Genomic DNA, 15,359 nt, shown 5'->3' with positions numbered 1-15,359 from the left:
CGGCCGCCGGTGTGTGCCGCCCTTTCCCGGTCGCGGCGCTCCTCGCGGCTCTTTCCGGTCTCCCTGACCGAAGGACCTTCCGTGATGGACACCGACCAGATCGTGCGCACCTTCTCCGACTTCTTCGAGGAGCGCGGCCACCGCCGGATCACCGGCGGCACCCTGCTGACCCCGCCCGGCGACCCCGTCCTGTTCACCACCTCCGGCATGCATCCCCTGACCCCCCATCTGGAGGGCCGCCCGCATCCGCTCGGGCGGCGGCTCAGCGGGCTCCAGCGCTGTCTGCGCACCACCGACCTCGACGAGGTGGGCGACCGCACCCACCTCACCGTCTTCGAGATGCTGGGCTCGTGGTCGCTCGGCGACTACGGCCTCCCGCAGAGCCTGCGCTGGGGCCACGAGCTGCTGCGGGACGGCTTCGGCATCCCGCCGGAGCGGATGCACGTCACCGTCTTCGGGGGCGACGACGAGACCGGCCCCGACGACGAGTCCCTCGACACCTGGCGCGAGTTGGGGCTGCCCGTCGAGACGACGAGCGGCGACAACTGGTGGTCCCACGGCCCGGCCGGGCTGTGCGGCCCCGACTCGGAGATCTTCGTGTGGACCGGCGGCCCCGGCACCCCGCCGCACGGCACCCCGACCACCGACCCCCGCTGGGTCGAGGTCTGGAACCACGTGGGGATGCGCCACCACCGCACCGAGGACGGCACCCTCGAACCACTGCGGCAGCGCAACGTCGACACGGGCATGGGCCTGGAACGGCTCGTGATGCTCCTGCAGGGCCGGGACTCGGTCCACGACACCGACCTGTTCGAACCGTGGACCCGGGCCCTGCCGCCGCTGTGGCACCTGGAGGAGCGGGAGGCCCGGCTGGTCACCGACCATCTGCGGTCCGCCGCCGTCGTCATCGGCGACGGCGTACGGCCGTCGGCCACCACCCGCGGGTACGTCCTGCGCCGCCTGCTCCGCCGCACCCTCACCACCCTGTGGCGCGACGATCCCTCCCGCACCCTCGCCGACCTGCCGGAGGAGCCGCTGCGGCACACCCTGGACCACTTCCGGCTGCCCACCGGCACGGAGGAGGTGCGCGGGGTGCTGCGCGAGGAGGAGCGCCGCTTCCGCGACCTGGTCCGGCGCGGCCGCCGCGTCCTGGAGCGGCGCGAGTTCTCGGGCCCGCTGAGCGACGACGACCACCGCCGCCTGCACGACACGTACGGCCTGCCGCGGGACCTGGTCAAGAGCCTGCGCGCCGGCTGACGGGCGGGGCCCGGGACGGCCGTCCCGGGCCCCATGGGGTGTACGGCTACTCGTCCCAGGCCTCGATGATGATCTGCCGGGAGATCTTCCCGTCGCGCAGGGTGATCATCGACTCGGACATCACGCGGACGCCGTCCGCGTACTCGCAGGACTCGCTGTAGGCGGCGTTGTCGCCCTGGACCACGCAGCCCTCCAGCTTGTGCGTCATGTCCCGGCTGTAGACGTCGGTGAGCATGTCGCCGATCTCGTCGCGGCCGTGCAGCACCTTGGGGCTGCTGGGCTGCGCGTTGCGGTTGACCACGCGGATCTCCGCGTCGTCGGTGTACAGCGACAGAAGGGTGTCCGGGGTGTTCCCCTCCACGGCCCGGCGCAGGGTGTCCGTGTCGAACGAGGGGGTGGTGCTGGTGCCCATGCTGACCTCCTACGAGGCCCACGGCACGACGGGGAGAGCGGCCGCGGGGGCCTCTGCTTCGAGCGTCCTCCGCCCGGCGGTACGGGGCAAGCCCGCTCACGCGCGCTCCGCCTGACGGGTGAGCGCAGTGCGGCGGCCGTGTCCGGCGGCGGCGCGCCCGCGTTGCGCCGTGCATGAAGTCGACACGACGTATCGCAGCCGCCGTCGGCCTGGCCGCCGGTCTCACCGGTCTCGCCGCGCCGCTGGCGGACGCGGCCCCGATGCCCGGCCCGGACGCGGGCCTGCCCAGCGCGGTGACCACGCTCGACTCCCTCGCGGTGAGCGGTGTCCCCGCGGACCGCCAGGGCCGGATGCCCCGCCCGTCCGAGCAGTTGACCCGTCTCGACGAGCTCAAGGACCTGAGCCGGGCGAACCGGCCGCAGGGGTTCCGCCCGGTCGACACCCCGGTCACCAGGATGCTGCCCACGCTGTAGGCCGGACCGCACCACCGCCGAAGGGCCGCCCCCACGGGGGGCGGCCCTTCGCGTGTTCGGCGACCGCATGTGCGGGCCGGGCGGGTGCGGCTCAGTCCTGGGGCGCCGCCGCGCGTGCCTCCAACTCGGCCAGCGTGGCGTCGAGATCGGCGGCGCGGGGACGGTTGTGCGGGAGCCGGGCGAGGACGGCGGCCATGCCGCAGGTGTCGGTGAGCGCCGAGAAGACCAGGCCCCCCGCGATCCCGGCCGACAGCAGCAGCCAGGCGGGGTGCAGCAGGGACAGGGCGACACCGGCCAGGACGACCGTGCCGGCCGTGAAGCGGACCTGGCGCTCCATCGACCAGCCGGCCCGCGCGCCGGAGCCGGGGCGGCGCAGGTCGTGTCCGTCCGCCGCCCAGCCCTGGGTGCCGCCGGTCAGCGTCATGGCGCCGATCCCGTGCTCGGCGAGGAGCCGGCAGGCGTTCTCCGAGCGGGCGCCCGAGGCACACACCACCAGCAGCCGTCCGGCGGGCAGCCGCCGCAGGGCCGGCACGGCGGAGGCGAGCCGGTCCAGCGGTACGTTCAGGGCGCCGGGCAGATGCCCGGCCGCGTACTCGCCCGGCGTGCGGACGTCGACGACGGTCAGGCCGGACAGCCGCGAGCGGGCCTCGCCGACGGCGAGGGCGGTGGGGGTCAGGGGCGCGTTCATGGAAGAGGGGGGTCCTTTCAGGCAAGGGAGTAATATACCCCTACGGGTATGAGGAGGAGTGAGCGTGGAGCTTCAGTTCGAGGGCGACGACCTCAAGTCGGTGCTGAACCGCCTGCGCCGGGCGCAGGGCCAGATCTCGGGCGTGATCAGGATGATCGAGGAGGGCCGCGACTGCGAGGACGTGGTCACCCAGCTCGCCGCCGCCTCCCGCGCCCTCGACCGGGCCGGTTTCGCGATCATCGCGACGGGCCTCCAGCAGTGCCTGACCGACGTCGAGAAGGGCCGCGCGGACGGCGAGACGACGGACCAGATGAAGGCCCGGCTGGAGAAGCTGTTCCTCTCGCTGGCGTAGACACCACGGGCCGGCCCGTCACAGGACGGCGTCGGCCAGCATGACGGTGGCCACCGCCAGCAGGGCCCAGGCGAAGACCCGCTGGAGCGTGCCGCCGGAGACCTTCCCGGCCAGCCGTCTGCCGTCCCAGGCGCCGAGCACCGCGGCGGCGGCGAACGGCCCCACGGCCGGCCAGTCGACCGTCGCGGCGGCGCCGGCCCGCCCGCCCAGCGCCACCAGCGCGTTGACGGTGATGACCAGCAGACTGGTGCCGACGGCGGCCCGCATGCGCAGCCCCACCACGCCCACCAGCGCCGGTACGGCGAGGAAGCCGCCGCCGACCCCGAGCACCCCGGTCACCGCGCCGAGCCCGGCCCCGGCCCGGACGACCCGGGCGGGCCGCACCGGCACGTCCGGGTGCCGTACGGTCGCCGACGGCCGCAGCATCCGCAGCGCCGAGAGCGCGGCGACCACCGCGAAGGCGCCGGTCAGCAGGCCGGCCGGCAGCCGCCCGGACAGGGCGCCGCCGAGCGCGGCCGGCACCAGGCCCGCCGCCGCGAACAGCGCCCCGGCCCGCCAGCGCACCGCGCCCCGGCGGGCGTGCGCCGCGAGGGCCGACGCGGAGGTGACCGCCACGACGACCAGGCCGGCGGTGGCGGCCTCGGCCGGGGCGAGCCCGAGCAGGTACATCAGCGCGGGCACCGCCAGCATGCTGCCGCCACCGCCCAGCGCGCCGAGCGCGAGCCCGGTCACGCCGCCCGAGAGCAACCCCAGGACGAGCGCGCTCACCGCGGCGCGTCCGGCGCCGAGGGCGTGACCGGGGAGCGGCGCGGGGGCCTACACGGCACGGCCGGCTCCGGACTCCGCCACGAGGGGCAGCCCCGCCTCCGCCCAGGCCGGCATGCCGCCGAGCACGTCCACGGCGTCCACGCCGCGTGCCCTGAGCAGGGCAGCCGCGTCCCGGGAGCGCCGGCCCGAGCGGCAGATCGCGACGACGGGACGGCCCTCGGCTGCGGCCGGCAGCGGAGCGCCCGCCTCCAGGGCGGCCAGCGGGACGGACAGCGCGCCCGGCGCGTGCCCCGCGGCGAACGCCTCGGGTTCCCGCACGTCCAGCAGGACGGCGTCCGTGCGCGCCAGGGCCTCGGCCGGGGTGAGGCGGCCCATGGGGAGCCCCGCGTCCCGCGCGGCGCCGAACGGGTCGTCGACCGCGACGACCTCACGCCCCGCCGCGTCCAGCAGGGAGGCGGCGATCGCGGCCCGCGCCCCGGCGGCGCAGTGCACCCACACGGTGCCGTCCGGTATCCCGGCCAGCCGCTCGCGCAGCAGGTGGAGCGGGATGTGCAGCGAGCCCTTGACGTACCCGGAGGCCCGCTCGGTGTCCCGCCGGACGTCGACGATCACGGCGTGCTCCTCGGCGGCCAGGTCCGCGAAGCGGGCCCGGCGGAAGGAGCGCGGCGGGGTGCCGCCCGCCGTCCAGTCGGCCGGGGAGCCGGTGGCCGCGGCGGCCGGCCGGTCGACGCCGACCCGGACCAGTTCGCGCTGCGCCTCGGCGACCCGCTCCGGCGTCTCCGCGAGGAGCGTGACGGGCCTGCCCCACGGAAGCAGCCAGGCCAGCAGGGCCGCGAACTGCCCCTCGGCGGCGAAGTTGAGGGAGCCCGGCACATGGCCCTCGGCGAACGCGACCCGGTTGCGCAGGTCCACCACCCACTCGCCGGCGGCCAGCCGTGCCGCGATCTCCTCCGCGTCCGCGAGCCGCGGGGGCGTCAGGTCGACCGGGGCCGGGCCGCGCGCGTTCGCCGGGGACATGTGCGCGTAGTACGCGGGGATGTCGTCCAGACCGGCGATCAGATCGGCGACGAAGGTGTCGACGTCCTTCACCAGGGCGTCGTTGACGGTCCGCTCGTGCCCGATCGTGGTGTCCGTCCCGCCGTCCGTCTGCGTCGCGGCGCACAGGCTGCCGAACCCGTGGGTGGGCAGGACCGCCGTCTCGTCGGGCAGTTCGGCGGCGAGCCGGTGCGCGGAGTCGTACTGGGCCCGCGCCAGCCGGGCGGTGAGGGCGGGCTCGACCAGATCGGGCCGGCCCACCGTCCCGATGAGCAGCGAACCGCCGGTGAACACGGCGACCGCGCGCCCGGACTCCTCCAGGACGTACGAGGTGTGGTGCGGGGTGTGGCCGGGGGTGGCCAGCGCCCGCAGGGTGAGACCGGCGTCGAGCCGGACGCGGTCCCCGTCGGCGACCGGGGTCCGCGCGAACGCGACGTCGGCGGCGGCCGGGACGAGGTAGCGGGCGCCGGTGAGGCGGGCCAGCTCCAGGCCCCCGGAGACGTAGTCGTTGTGCAGATGGGTCTCCACGACGTGCGTGACGTGCACCCCGCGCCGCGCGGCGGCGTCGATCACCCGGTCCACGTCCCGCGGTGGATCGACGACGGCCGCGGTGTCCGCGCCGCCCACCAGATAGCCGCGGTTGCCGAGTCCCGGTGTGTCGATGGTGTCGACGAAGTACACGACGGCACTCCTCTCCTTCCGAACCTGCGCTGATTACCCCCGGGGGTATATCCACCGTAGCAGAGGTACCCCCAGGGGTATTTTCAGCAGCCGGAACGCGGGGAACCGGGGCCGCCTCCGTGCCGTTACCGATCAGTCACAACTAGGGTCGGCACAGGACGCACAGCCGCAGAGGGAAGGGTGGAGCACATGGCGCAGGAAGTACGCGGCGTGATCGCGGCGGGCAAGGACGAGCCGGTGCGGGTGGAGACGATCGTCGTGCCCGACCCCGGGCCGGGCGAGGCCGTCGTCCAGGTCCAGGCCTGCGGTGTCTGTCATACCGACCTCCACTACAAGCAGGGCGGCATCAGCGACGACTTCCCGTTCCTGCTCGGTCACGAGGCCGCCGGGATCGTCGAGTCGGTCGGCGACGGCGTCACCGACGTCGCGCCCGGCGACTTCGTGATCCTCAACTGGCGTGCGGTGTGCGGCCACTGCCGGGCCTGTCTGCGCGGACGCCCCTGGTACTGCTTCGACACGCACAACGCGCGGCAGAAGATGACCCTCGCCGCCACCGGGCAGGAGCTCTCCCCGGCCCTGGGTATCGGTGCCTTCGCGGAGAAGACCCTGGTGGCGGCCGGGCAGTGCACCAAGGTGGACCCGGCCGTCAGCCCCCAGGTCGCCGGGCTGCTGGGGTGCGGCGTGATGGCGGGCATCGGCGCCGCCATCAACACCGGGAACGTCGGCCGGGGCGACAGCGTCGCCGTCATCGGGTGCGGAGGCGTCGGGGACGCGGCGATCGCCGGGTCGCGGCTCGCCGGGGCGTCGAAGATCATCGCCGTCGACATCGACGACCGCAAGCTCGCCAAGGCCCGCGAGATGGGCGCCACCCACACGGTCAACTCCCGGGAGACCGACCCGGTCGAGGCGATCCGCGAACTCACCGGAGGATTCGGCGCCGACGTCGTCATCGAGGCGGTCGGCCGCCCCGAGACCTACCAGCAGGCCTTCTACGCCCGCGACCTCGCCGGCACGGTCGTCCTCGTCGGCGTCCCCACGCCCGAGATGAAGCTCGAACTGCCCCTGCTGGACGTCTTCGGGCGCGGCGGCGCGCTCAAGTCGTCCTGGTACGGCGACTGTCTGCCCTCCCGCGACTTCCCCATGCTGATCGACCTGCACCTCCAGGGCCGCCTGGACCTCGGCGCCTTCGTCACCGAGACCATCGCGCTCACCGACGTGGAGAAGGCGTTCGAGCGGATGCACCACGGCGACGTGCTGCGCTCGGTGGTGGTGTTCTGATGACCGCCCGGATCGAACGCCTCGTCACCTCCGGCCAGTTCACCCTCGACGGCGGCACCTGGGACGTCGACAACAACGTCTGGCTCGTCGGCGACGACCACGAGGTGCTCGTCGTCGACGCCGCGCACGACGCCGACGCCATCGCCGAGGCCGTCGGCGACCGGCGCCTCGCCGGGATCGTGTGCACCCACGCCCACAACGACCACATCGACGCCGCGCCCGCCCTGGCCGACCGCACCGGCGCCACGATCTGGCTGCACCCCGACGACACCCCGCTGTGGAAGCTGACCCACCCGGACCGCGACCCGGACGCCCACCTCCAGGACGGCCAGGTCATCGAGGTGGCCGGCGCCGACCTCACGGTCCTGCACACCCCCGGCCACGCACCGGGCGCCGTCTGCCTGTACGACCCCGGGCTCGGCGTCGTCTTCACCGGCGACACCCTCTTCCAGGGCGGCCCCGGCGCCACCGGCCGGTCCTACTCCCACTTCCCGACGATCATCGACTCGATCCGCGACCGGCTGCTCGCCCTGCCGCCCGAGACGAAGGTCCTCACCGGCCACGGCGACCCGACGACCATCGGCGCCGAGGCACCGCACCTGCAGGAGTGGATCGACCGGGGCCACTGACCCCGCCCGACCGGGTGAGCTGTCCCGAAGCCCGGAGAAACACGACAGAAGATGTCCGGCTTCCCGGGCACCCTCGGTACCCACAGCACTTCAGGGGCCATGGGAGGCCGGACATGTCACACCCGCTCGAAGGCAAGGTCGCGCTGGTCGCCGGGGCGACCCGGGGAGCCGGACGCGGCATCGCCGTGGAACTCGGCGCCGCCGGAGCCACCGTCTACGTGACCGGGCGCAGCACCCGCGCCCGGCGCTCCGAATACGACCGCCCCGAGACGATCGAGGACACCGCCGACCTGGTCACCGAGGCCGGCGGCCACGGCATCGCCGTCCCCACCGACCACCTCGACCCGGCACAGGTCCGCGCCCTCGTGGACCGCGTCGCCGGCGAGCAGGACCGGCTCGACGTCCTCGTCAACGACATCTGGGGCGGCGAGAACCTCTTCGCCTGGGAAAGCCCGGTCTGGGAGCACGACCTCGACGACGGCCTGCGGCTGCTCCGCCTCGCCGTCGACACCCACGCGATCACCAGCCACCACGCGCTGCCGCTGCTCCTGCGCCGGCCCGGCGGACTGGTCGTGGAGATGACCGACGGCACCGCCGAGTACAACGGCGAGCACTACCGCACCTCCTTCTTCTACGACCTCGCCAAGACGGCCGTGCTGCGCATGGCCTTCGCCCTCGGCCACGAACTCGGCCCGCGCGGCGCCACCGCCGTCGCCCTCACCCCCGGCTGGATGCGCTCGGAGATGATGCTGGACGTGTTCGGGGTCCGCGAGGACAACTGGCGCGACGCGCTCGCCACCGAACCGCACTTCGCCATCTCCGAGACCCCGCGCTACGTCGGCCGGGCCGTGGCCGCCCTCGCCGCCGACCCGGACGTCGCCCGCTTCAACGGGCAGTCCCTGTCCAGCGGACAGCTCGCCCGCGTCTACGACTTCACCGACCTCGACGGCAGCCGCCCCGACGCCTGGCGCTATCTGCCCGAGGTCCAGGACGCCGGAAAACCGGCGGACACCACGGGCTACCGCTGAGGCAGCGCCGGGTCGGGCGCCGCGAGCGGCCAGCGCGCGGAGTGCCCCGGCGGCAGGCCCAGGTCGTCGCGGACCGCCGCGTAGTAGCCCTCGCGGCCCGTGCGCTGCCGCTCCAGCAGCGCACGCCAGCGCTCCGGGTCCACCCGGCCCTCCCGCACGAACCGCTCCATCTCCATCGCCGTCACCACCCACGCCCGGGCCCGCTCCACCACCGCCGGGCTGCCCAGCATGATCAGCGCCTCGCCGGAGGGGTCCCGGCGGACGGCCGCCTCGGCCAGCAGCGGCCGGGCCTCCTCCAGGGGCAGCGGATCGGGATGCGGGTCGTTGCCGAGCCGGGCCGCGACCCGGTACGTCACGGTGACCGTGTTCTTCACCGACTGCGCGTAGTCGGCGTACACGGCGAGACGGCGCTCCTCCCAGCGGGCCGCCTGCTCCCGGCGGAACCTCATCCGGTCGCCCCGGACGACGACCACGTAGGAGCCGAGCGCGCCGATCACGACGCCCAGGAGCGCGGGGAGTTGCTGGAGGAACGTGGACATGTGCGTACGCTATCTGCCGCGTCGATCGTCGCGGCACTACCGTGTGCGTCCATGACGGACACCACGCGTTTCGCCGGTCAGGCGGTCCTGGTCACCGGGGCCGCCCGGGGCATCGGGGCCGCGGTCGCGCGTCGCCTCGCCGAGGAGGGCGCCCGCGTCCTGCTGACCGACCGCGACGGACCCGAGGTCGAGGAGACCGCGGCACGGCTGCGCGGCCTCGGGCACACCGTCCGGGCGCTCGCCTGCGACGTCGCCGACCGCTCCGCCGTCGACGCGGCCGTCGCCGAGGCCGTGGCCGCCCTCGGCGCGCTCGACGTCCTCGTGAACTGCGCCGCCTCCTGCACCCCGGACACCCCGCTGTTCGAGGACGACCCCGACGACGCCTGGGCGCGCGACCTCGACATCACCCTCACCGGCGCCTACCGCTGCTGCCGGGCCGCCCTGCCGCATCTGGCCGCCTCAGGCCGGGGCGCCATCGTGAGCATCGGCTCGGTCAACGGCCTCCAGGACTTCGGCAACCACGCCTACAGCGCGGCCAAGGCGGGCCTCGGCTCGCTCACCCGCACCCTCGCCGGCCACGCCGCGGCCCGGGGCGTACGCGTCAACCTGGTCATGCCCGGCACGGTGCGCACCTCGGCCTGGGAGGGACGGGACGCCGACCTGGAGGCGATCCGTCCGCTCTATCCGCTGGGCCGGATCGGGGAGCCCGAGGACATCGCCGCGGCCGTCGCCTTCCTGGCGTCGCGCGACGCCGCCTGGATCACCGGCACCACCCTCGTCGTGGACGGCGGTCTCACCTCGGTGAACACCGGATTCCGGGCGGCCCGGGACCGCGGGGAGGACACCTGAGACGGTCCGGGTACGGTCCGTAACCTCACCGTTCGGTCACAGCCCGGTCCGCGCCACAACCGAACCCGCCCCTGGCGTGTCTATGCAGCAGAAGTCCACGGACACACACGTCAGGGAAGGGCCCGGCCATGGGGGACACACGCAGACGGCGCGCCGTCGCACTCGGCATCACCGGCGGACTGGTCGCACCGCTCTCGCTCACGCTGGGCGCCGCTCCGGCGCAGGCCGCGAGCTGCACCGCGGGGACCGGCCCGTACCAGAAGCAGGTGGAGAAGTTCCTCGGCCGGCCGGTCGACGGGAAGCAGTCCTCCGCCGACTGCCAGGCCATCAAGGCCTTCCAGACCAAGCACGGCATCAGCCCCAACGCCGGTTACGCCGGTCCCGTCACCTGGGGCGTGATGGACCTGATGAACAAGCAGAAAGCTGTCGGGACGAACCCGAACAAGGCGGGCAAGTGCCCCGTCAACAAGGGCCGTATCGCCTGTGTGAACCTCACGCTCCAGCTCAGCTGGATCCAGGACGGCAAGAAGCTCGTGTACGGCCCGGTCCCGGTCCGCACCGGCCGTGACGGCTACGAGACCCGCACCGGTCTGAAGAAGATCTACTGGCGGCACATCGACCACGTGTCGAGCATCTACAACGTGCCGATGCCGTACTCGCAGTTCTTCGACGGCGGCCAGGCCTTCCACTCGGTCGGTGTCAGCATGTGGAACCCGCCGGGCTCCCACGGCTGCGTCAACATGACGAAGACCGACGCGAAGAAGTACTGGTCGCTGCTGAAGAACGGCGACGACGTCTACGTGTACGGCCGCAAGCCGGGCACCTGAGTCCAGGACGGGCACCCGGCTCGTGGACCGCTGAGCGCCTGAGGCGTCACGCCTCGGGCGCGTCCCCGAAGTCCGGGATGTCCAGCCGGACCCCGCCCTGCCGCGCCGACTCGTGCGCCACGATGCCCGGCAGGGTGTAGCGGGCGGCCACCCACGCGTTCACCGACGGCAGGGCGCGCGCGTTCACCGCGGTCACGAAGTCGTCGACGAGGAAGTGGTGGCTGCCCTCGTGCCCGTTGTGGAGATGGTCGAACTCCCTCGGCAGCCGGGACCGGTCGTGCACCGGCGCCGACCCCGAGGTGAAGGCGGCCCGCAGCTCCGGCGCGATGTGCTGGAGCGAGGGGTCGTCGGGCGACAGCGTCTGCTTGGGCTCGAGCAGCTCGCTGATGTCCTTGACACCCTTCTTGTCCTGCCACAGGGCGACCGTGGCCAGCTGCTCCATGCTCGCCTCCGTCCCGAAGAACCGGAAGCGGGACTCCCTGATGTGCGACGGGTAGCCGACCCGCCGGAACTCGTTCGTGCGGAACGAACCGCCGCCCGCGACCTCGAACAGCGCGGTCGCGTTCGAGAAGTCGTTGTCGAACTGGCTGACCGACCGGTCGAAGACGCCGTCGCCCCGGTCGTCCAGCACCCCGATCGCCGACACGCTCACCGCGTGCGTACGCCAGGCGCCCAGCACCCCGCCGACCGAGTGCGTCGGGTACAGCAGCGGGGGATAGGAGGCGGTCGCCTTCCAGTTCTCGCCGCCGCTGTACTGGTACGCCTCGTAGAAGCCGAGGTCCATGTCGTGGACGTAGTCGCCCTCGGCATAGAACAGCCGCCCGAAGGCGCCCTGGGCGATCTGGTCGCGGGCGTGCACGGTCGCCGGGTTGTACTCGCTGGTCTCGCCCATCATGTACGTCAGCCCGGTCGCCTCGACCGCCTCGATGATCGCCGCGATCTCCTCCGTGGTGATCGCCATGGGGACGGCCGAGTAGACGTGCTTGCCGGCGGTCAGGCCCTGGAGGACCAGCGGGCCGTGCGTCCAGCGCTGGGTGAAGATCGCGACCGCGTCCACGGCCTTCGACTCCAGCATCGCCTCGTACGAGGGAAAGGTCCCGGCCAGCCCCTGTGCGGCGGCGAGCCGTTCGGCCCGCTCGGGCAGCAGATCGGTGACGTACACGTCGCCGACACCGGGGTGGGCCTGGAACAGCGTGGCGAACTGGCCGGAGAACTGGCCGGCGCCGACGATGCCGAGGGAGAACGTCATGGAGTGTGTGCCTTTCACTGGCCGAGGATGAGGTTGATCTGGTCGTTGGTCCTGCTCAGACCGCTCACCGGGGCGTCGTTCGCGTAGACGTCCTGCATCGCGGGGCGGATCAGGGCGTACACGTCCGCCGCGTAGTCGGTGATCGGGAAGGAGAAGGTCGCGGAGTCCTTCTTGTCGGTGACCGGTTCGGTGAAGGCGGACACGTCGATGCCCTTCTTCCGGTACGCGGCCACCGCCGCGGCCGTGCCGTCCGGGGTGGCGGGGAAGACGATGCCGTAGCGGCCGACGGTCTTCTGGCACTCGTTCGAGGCCAGGTACCGCACCCACTTCCTGGCGCCCTCCTTGTTGCGGGCGTTCTTCGTGATGGAGTCGGCGAGGCCGTTCATCATGGTGGCGCGCTTGCCGGTCGGGCCGATCGGCGTGGGCGCGGTGCCGACGTCCAGGCCCTCGGCGCCGTAGTAGCTGGAGATCATCCAGGCGCCGTCGAACGCGGTCGCCGCCTTGCCGGAGGCGACCTGGGCGGTGGCCGGGTTGGCGCCGTCGGTGTAGTCGGTGAAGGGCGCGAGATACCCCTTCCTCGCGAGCCCGAAGTACCAGTCGATCACCGACTGGAACGTCCTGTCGCCGTACCGGTACTCGGTGCCCCAGCGGGCCTTGTCCGTGTAGTGCCAGCCCGCCGAGGCGGCGAACGGGCTCCAGGTGGTCTGTCCGTCGGCGTCACCGGCGCCGCCGGTCGCCATGCCGTACACCTTCACATGGTGCTTGTCGAAGCCCTTCTCGTCGCCGCGCACGCCGTTGCGGTCGACGGTCAGATGGGCGATGGCCTTCTCGAAGCTGCCGCCGTCCCCGGGGTTCCAGTCGAGGCTGTTGAGCTGATCCGCGGAGAGCCCGGCCTCCTTGGCCATCGTCCGGTTGTAGAAGAGGGCGACGGTGTCCCAGTCCTTGGGCGCGCCGTAGCGACGGCCGTCCTGGCCGCGCCAGTTGGCGGCGAGGCCCGGCTGGTAGGCGGCGTCGTCCAGGCCCAGGTCGTCCAGCGGTTCGAGGACCTTCAGGTCGGCGAACTGGCCGAACTTCTGGATGTGGTCGGTGAAGACGTCCGGTTCGGTGCCGGCGATGAAGCTAGCGGTGAGCTTGGTCCAGTAGTCGGCCCAGCCCATCTGGGTGATCCTCACCTTCAGGCCCGGGTTCCGCTGCTCGAAGTCCTTCGCGCACGCCTGGTAGGCGGGCAGCTGGTTGGCGTCCCAGAGCCAGTACGTCACCGTGTTCCCGCCCGCTCCGGCCGCCCCGCCCTGGCCGCAGCCGGTGGCCAGGGACAGGACGAGCGCCCCGGTCAGCGCCGCCGCCCGTATGTGAACTCGCATGCCCGTCCCCTTACTTGATGCCGGTGAAGCTGATGGAACCGACGATGCGGCGTGCGAAGCAGCCGAACAGCACGAGCATCGGGAGCGCGGCGATCAGAGTGGCCGCCATCAGGCCGGACCAGTCGTAGCCGGCCTGCGGGGTCTGCGCCCGGAAGATGGCCAGCGCCACGGTCAGCACGCGCGAACTGTCGCTGTAGGACACCATCAGCGGCCAGAAGTAGTCGTTCCAGGCGGTGATGTACGTCAGCAGGCCCAGGGTGAGCAGGGGCGTGGACGCCATCGGCAGCATCAGCCGGAAGAAGATCCGCACCTTGCCCGCCCCGTCCAGCAGGGCGGCCTCCTCCACCTCCCGGGGCACGTTCATGAAGAACTGGCGCAGGAAGAACACCGCGAACGGCGTCATGAACATCGTCGGCAGGGCCACGCCCAGCAGGCTGTCCACCAGCCCGAGCTGCTTGACGAGGACGAAGTTGGGCAGCAGCGTGAAGATCGCCGGCACCATGAGCCCGGCCAGGAACAGCGCGAACACCGCCTCCCGGCCGCGCCAGCGCAGCCGGGCGAAGGCGTAGGCGGCCATGGCGGAGAAGAAGATCTGGCAGACGGTGATCAGGGTCGAGACGACCACCGAGTTGACCAGATAGCGCCAGAACCTCAGTCCGCCGCCCGAGCCGCCCTGGGCGATCGCCTCCTCGGCGGACTGCAGGCCGAGGGCGCGCTCGAAGCCGCCCGTGGTCGCGCCCACGGGGAGGATGTCGCCGGGATGGGCGGCGAGCGCGTCGTTCGAGGACAGCGCGGTGCGCAGGATCCAGTAGAACGGCAGCAGGGTGATGAGCACGATCGCGGCCATCACCGCCCAGGCGAGGGCCCGTCCGGGAGTGATGCGGCGCCGCACGCGCCGTACGGTCGTGGTGTCTGCCACGGCGGCCATGTCGGTGTCTCCCTTCCCTCAGCCGAGGTCGCTCTGGCCGGCCCGGGTGAGCCGGTACTGGAGGACCGTGATGGCGCTCAGCACGACCAGCAGGGCCACCGACATCGCCGAGGCGTACCCGAACTGGAAGCGGCCGAAGGCGGCGCCGTAGATGTAGTACTGCAGGACGTTGGTGGCGTTGGCGGGTCCGCCCGCGGTCGTCACCGCGACGGTGTCGAACACCTGGAAGGAGCCGATCACCGTCATGATCAGGACGACCGCGAGGACCGGGCGCAGCAGCGGCATCGTGATCCGCCGGAACATCCGCCACTCGCTCGCGCCGTCCACCTTCGCGGCCTCGTACATGTCGTTCGGGATGGCCATGAGGCCGGCGAACAGCAGCAGCGCGGTGTAGCCGACGTGCCGCCACACGTTGATCAGGGCGATCGTGGGCACCGCCCAGGTCTCGTCGGCGAGGAAGGGGACCCGGTCGAGGCCGAGGCCCGCGAGGATCTCGTTGCCGATGCCGAGCTGGGTGTCGAGGATCCAGAGCCAGACGATGCCCGCGACGACGTTGGACATCAGATACGGCGTGAGCACGATCCCGCGCAGCACCGCCGACTGCGTCAGCCGCTGCAGCAGGACGGCGATGGCGAGCGCGGAGACCGTCTGCACGCCGATGTTGACGAGCACGTACTCGACGGTCACCCCCATCGAGTCCCAGAAGATCGGGTCGTGGACCATCCGCACGTAGTTGTCGAGGCCCACCCACTCCGCCGGGGTCAGCAGGTTGAAGCGGGTGAAGCTCAGATAGACGCCCCGCAGCGTGGGCCAGAGCAGGAAGACCACGAACCCCAGCAGCGCCGGGGCGATGAAGACGGCGGCGAGCCGCCCGTCGCCGCGCTCCTCGCGGGCCGCCGCCCGCCGTGCCGTTCTTCGGTCCGTCCCGGCCCCGGTCGCGTCGCCCAGGGGCAGACGCGACGGGGGACTGCTGGAGGCGATGGTCATCGGGAGACTCCCTCGTCT

The 15,359-nt window shown here is 72.8% G+C and carries 17 protein-coding genes; 8 read left to right on the top strand and 9 right to left on the bottom strand.

Annotated elements, in window-relative coordinates; genetic code table 11:
- Positions 1-84: 84 nt before the first annotated feature.
- On the top strand, positions 85-1,257 hold the full coding sequence (locus ACFV46_RS25600; RefSeq protein WP_385499854.1) for an alanine--tRNA ligase-related protein: 1,173 nt from the start codon (positions 85-87) through the stop codon (positions 1,255-1,257).
- Positions 1,258-1,303: 46 nt separating this feature from the next.
- On the opposite strand, the gene ACFV46_RS25595 is transcribed toward ACFV46_RS25600, so the two are convergent.
- Positions 1,304-1,669 carry a nuclear transport factor 2 family protein gene (locus ACFV46_RS25595; RefSeq protein WP_062669995.1) on the bottom strand — a complete coding sequence of 122 codons (366 nt, stop codon included), beginning with the start codon at positions 1,667-1,669 and terminating at the stop codon, positions 1,304-1,306.
- A gap of 173 nt (positions 1,670-1,842) precedes the next feature.
- Between ACFV46_RS25595 and ACFV46_RS25590 the strand changes: the two genes are divergently transcribed.
- Positions 1,843-2,142, top strand: coding sequence for a hypothetical protein (locus ACFV46_RS25590; RefSeq protein WP_361933624.1), 300 nt, complete (start codon positions 1,843-1,845; stop codon positions 2,140-2,142).
- Positions 2,143-2,233: 91 nt separating this feature from the next.
- On the opposite strand, the gene ACFV46_RS25585 is transcribed toward ACFV46_RS25590, so the two are convergent.
- A complete protein-coding gene (locus ACFV46_RS25585) occupies positions 2,234-2,830 on the bottom strand; it encodes a rhodanese-like domain-containing protein (protein WP_385499852.1) in 597 nt (198 codons plus the stop codon).
- Positions 2,831-2,894: 64 nt separating this feature from the next.
- Between ACFV46_RS25585 and ACFV46_RS25580 the strand changes: the two genes are divergently transcribed.
- Entirely contained in the window at positions 2,895-3,182 is a 288-nt protein-coding gene (locus ACFV46_RS25580) for a metal-sensitive transcriptional regulator (protein WP_361933620.1), read from the top strand.
- An 18-nt stretch (positions 3,183-3,200) separates the two neighbouring features.
- Here the strand turns inward: ACFV46_RS25580 and ACFV46_RS25575 are convergent, their stop codons facing one another.
- Both ACFV46_RS25575 and ACFV46_RS25570 read right to left on the bottom strand, forming a co-directional pair.
- Positions 3,201-3,950, bottom strand: a complete 750-nt coding sequence (locus ACFV46_RS25575; RefSeq protein WP_376728037.1) for a sulfite exporter TauE/SafE family protein — start codon at positions 3,948-3,950, stop codon at positions 3,201-3,203.
- A 48-nt stretch (positions 3,951-3,998) separates the two neighbouring features.
- On the bottom strand, positions 3,999-5,666 hold the full coding sequence (locus ACFV46_RS25570) for a rhodanese-like domain-containing protein (protein WP_385499850.1): 1,668 nt from the start codon (positions 5,664-5,666) through the stop codon (positions 3,999-4,001).
- Positions 5,667-5,855: 189 nt separating this feature from the next.
- On the opposite strand from ACFV46_RS25570, the gene ACFV46_RS25565 reads away from it, so the two are divergent.
- From ACFV46_RS25565 to ACFV46_RS25555, 3 genes are all read left to right on the top strand, one after another.
- Positions 5,856-6,944, top strand: coding sequence for an S-(hydroxymethyl)mycothiol dehydrogenase (locus ACFV46_RS25565; RefSeq protein ID WP_385499849.1), 1,089 nt, complete (start codon positions 5,856-5,858; stop codon positions 6,942-6,944).
- The gene (locus ACFV46_RS25560; protein ID WP_385499847.1) at positions 6,944-7,573 is read left to right on the top strand and encodes an MBL fold metallo-hydrolase; all 630 of its coding nucleotides are present in this window, start codon (positions 6,944-6,946) and stop codon (positions 7,571-7,573) included. Before ACFV46_RS25565 ends, ACFV46_RS25560 begins: the two co-directional genes overlap by 1 nt.
- A gap of 113 nt (positions 7,574-7,686) precedes the next feature.
- The gene (locus ACFV46_RS25555) at positions 7,687-8,601 is read left to right on the top strand and encodes an SDR family oxidoreductase (protein ID WP_361933608.1); all 915 of its coding nucleotides are present in this window, start codon (positions 7,687-7,689) and stop codon (positions 8,599-8,601) included.
- Here ACFV46_RS25555 and ACFV46_RS25550 read toward each other — a convergent pair.
- Complete coding sequence (locus ACFV46_RS25550) at positions 8,592-9,140, bottom strand: hypothetical protein (protein ID WP_385499845.1); 549 nt, start codon at positions 9,138-9,140, stop codon at positions 8,592-8,594. The genes ACFV46_RS25555 and ACFV46_RS25550 overlap by 10 nt on opposite strands.
- Positions 9,141-9,191: 51 nt before the next feature.
- On the opposite strand from ACFV46_RS25550, the gene ACFV46_RS25545 reads away from it, so the two are divergent.
- Positions 9,192-9,989 carry an SDR family NAD(P)-dependent oxidoreductase gene (locus ACFV46_RS25545; RefSeq protein WP_385499843.1) on the top strand — a complete coding sequence of 266 codons (798 nt, stop codon included), beginning with the start codon at positions 9,192-9,194 and terminating at the stop codon, positions 9,987-9,989.
- A 128-nt stretch (positions 9,990-10,117) separates the two neighbouring features.
- On the top strand, positions 10,118-10,816 hold the full coding sequence (locus ACFV46_RS25540; protein WP_361933601.1) for a L,D-transpeptidase family protein: 699 nt from the start codon (positions 10,118-10,120) through the stop codon (positions 10,814-10,816).
- Between the two features lie 46 nt (positions 10,817-10,862).
- Here the strand turns inward: ACFV46_RS25540 and ACFV46_RS25535 are convergent, their stop codons facing one another.
- The 4 genes from ACFV46_RS25535 to ACFV46_RS25520 are packed head-to-tail and all read right to left on the bottom strand — an operon-like array spanning position 10,863 to position 15,341.
- Positions 10,863-12,065, bottom strand: coding sequence for a Gfo/Idh/MocA family protein (locus ACFV46_RS25535; protein WP_376728187.1), 1,203 nt, complete (start codon positions 12,063-12,065; stop codon positions 10,863-10,865).
- Positions 12,066-12,079: 14 nt separating this feature from the next.
- Positions 12,080-13,426 (bottom strand): ABC transporter substrate-binding protein, encoded by a 1,347-nt coding sequence (locus tag ACFV46_RS25530; RefSeq protein WP_385499841.1) that lies wholly within the window; start codon positions 13,424-13,426, stop codon positions 12,080-12,082.
- A 10-nt stretch (positions 13,427-13,436) separates the two neighbouring features.
- Entirely contained in the window at positions 13,437-14,354 is a 918-nt protein-coding gene (locus tag ACFV46_RS25525) for a carbohydrate ABC transporter permease (RefSeq protein ID WP_385499839.1), read from the bottom strand.
- A gap of 18 nt (positions 14,355-14,372) precedes the next feature.
- Positions 14,373-15,341 carry a sugar ABC transporter permease gene (locus ACFV46_RS25520; protein WP_361933594.1) on the bottom strand — a complete coding sequence of 323 codons (969 nt, stop codon included), beginning with the start codon at positions 15,339-15,341 and terminating at the stop codon, positions 14,373-14,375.
- Positions 15,342-15,359: the final 18 nt, after the last annotated feature.

The sequence above is a fragment of the Streptomyces sp. NPDC059852 genome, from assembly GCF_042731455.1.
In the GTDB taxonomy this organism is placed as follows: domain Bacteria; phylum Actinomycetota; class Actinomycetes; order Streptomycetales; family Streptomycetaceae; genus Streptomyces.
The sequence above is the reverse complement of the archived record's forward strand: the minus strand, read 5'-3'. Positions and strand labels throughout refer to the sequence as shown.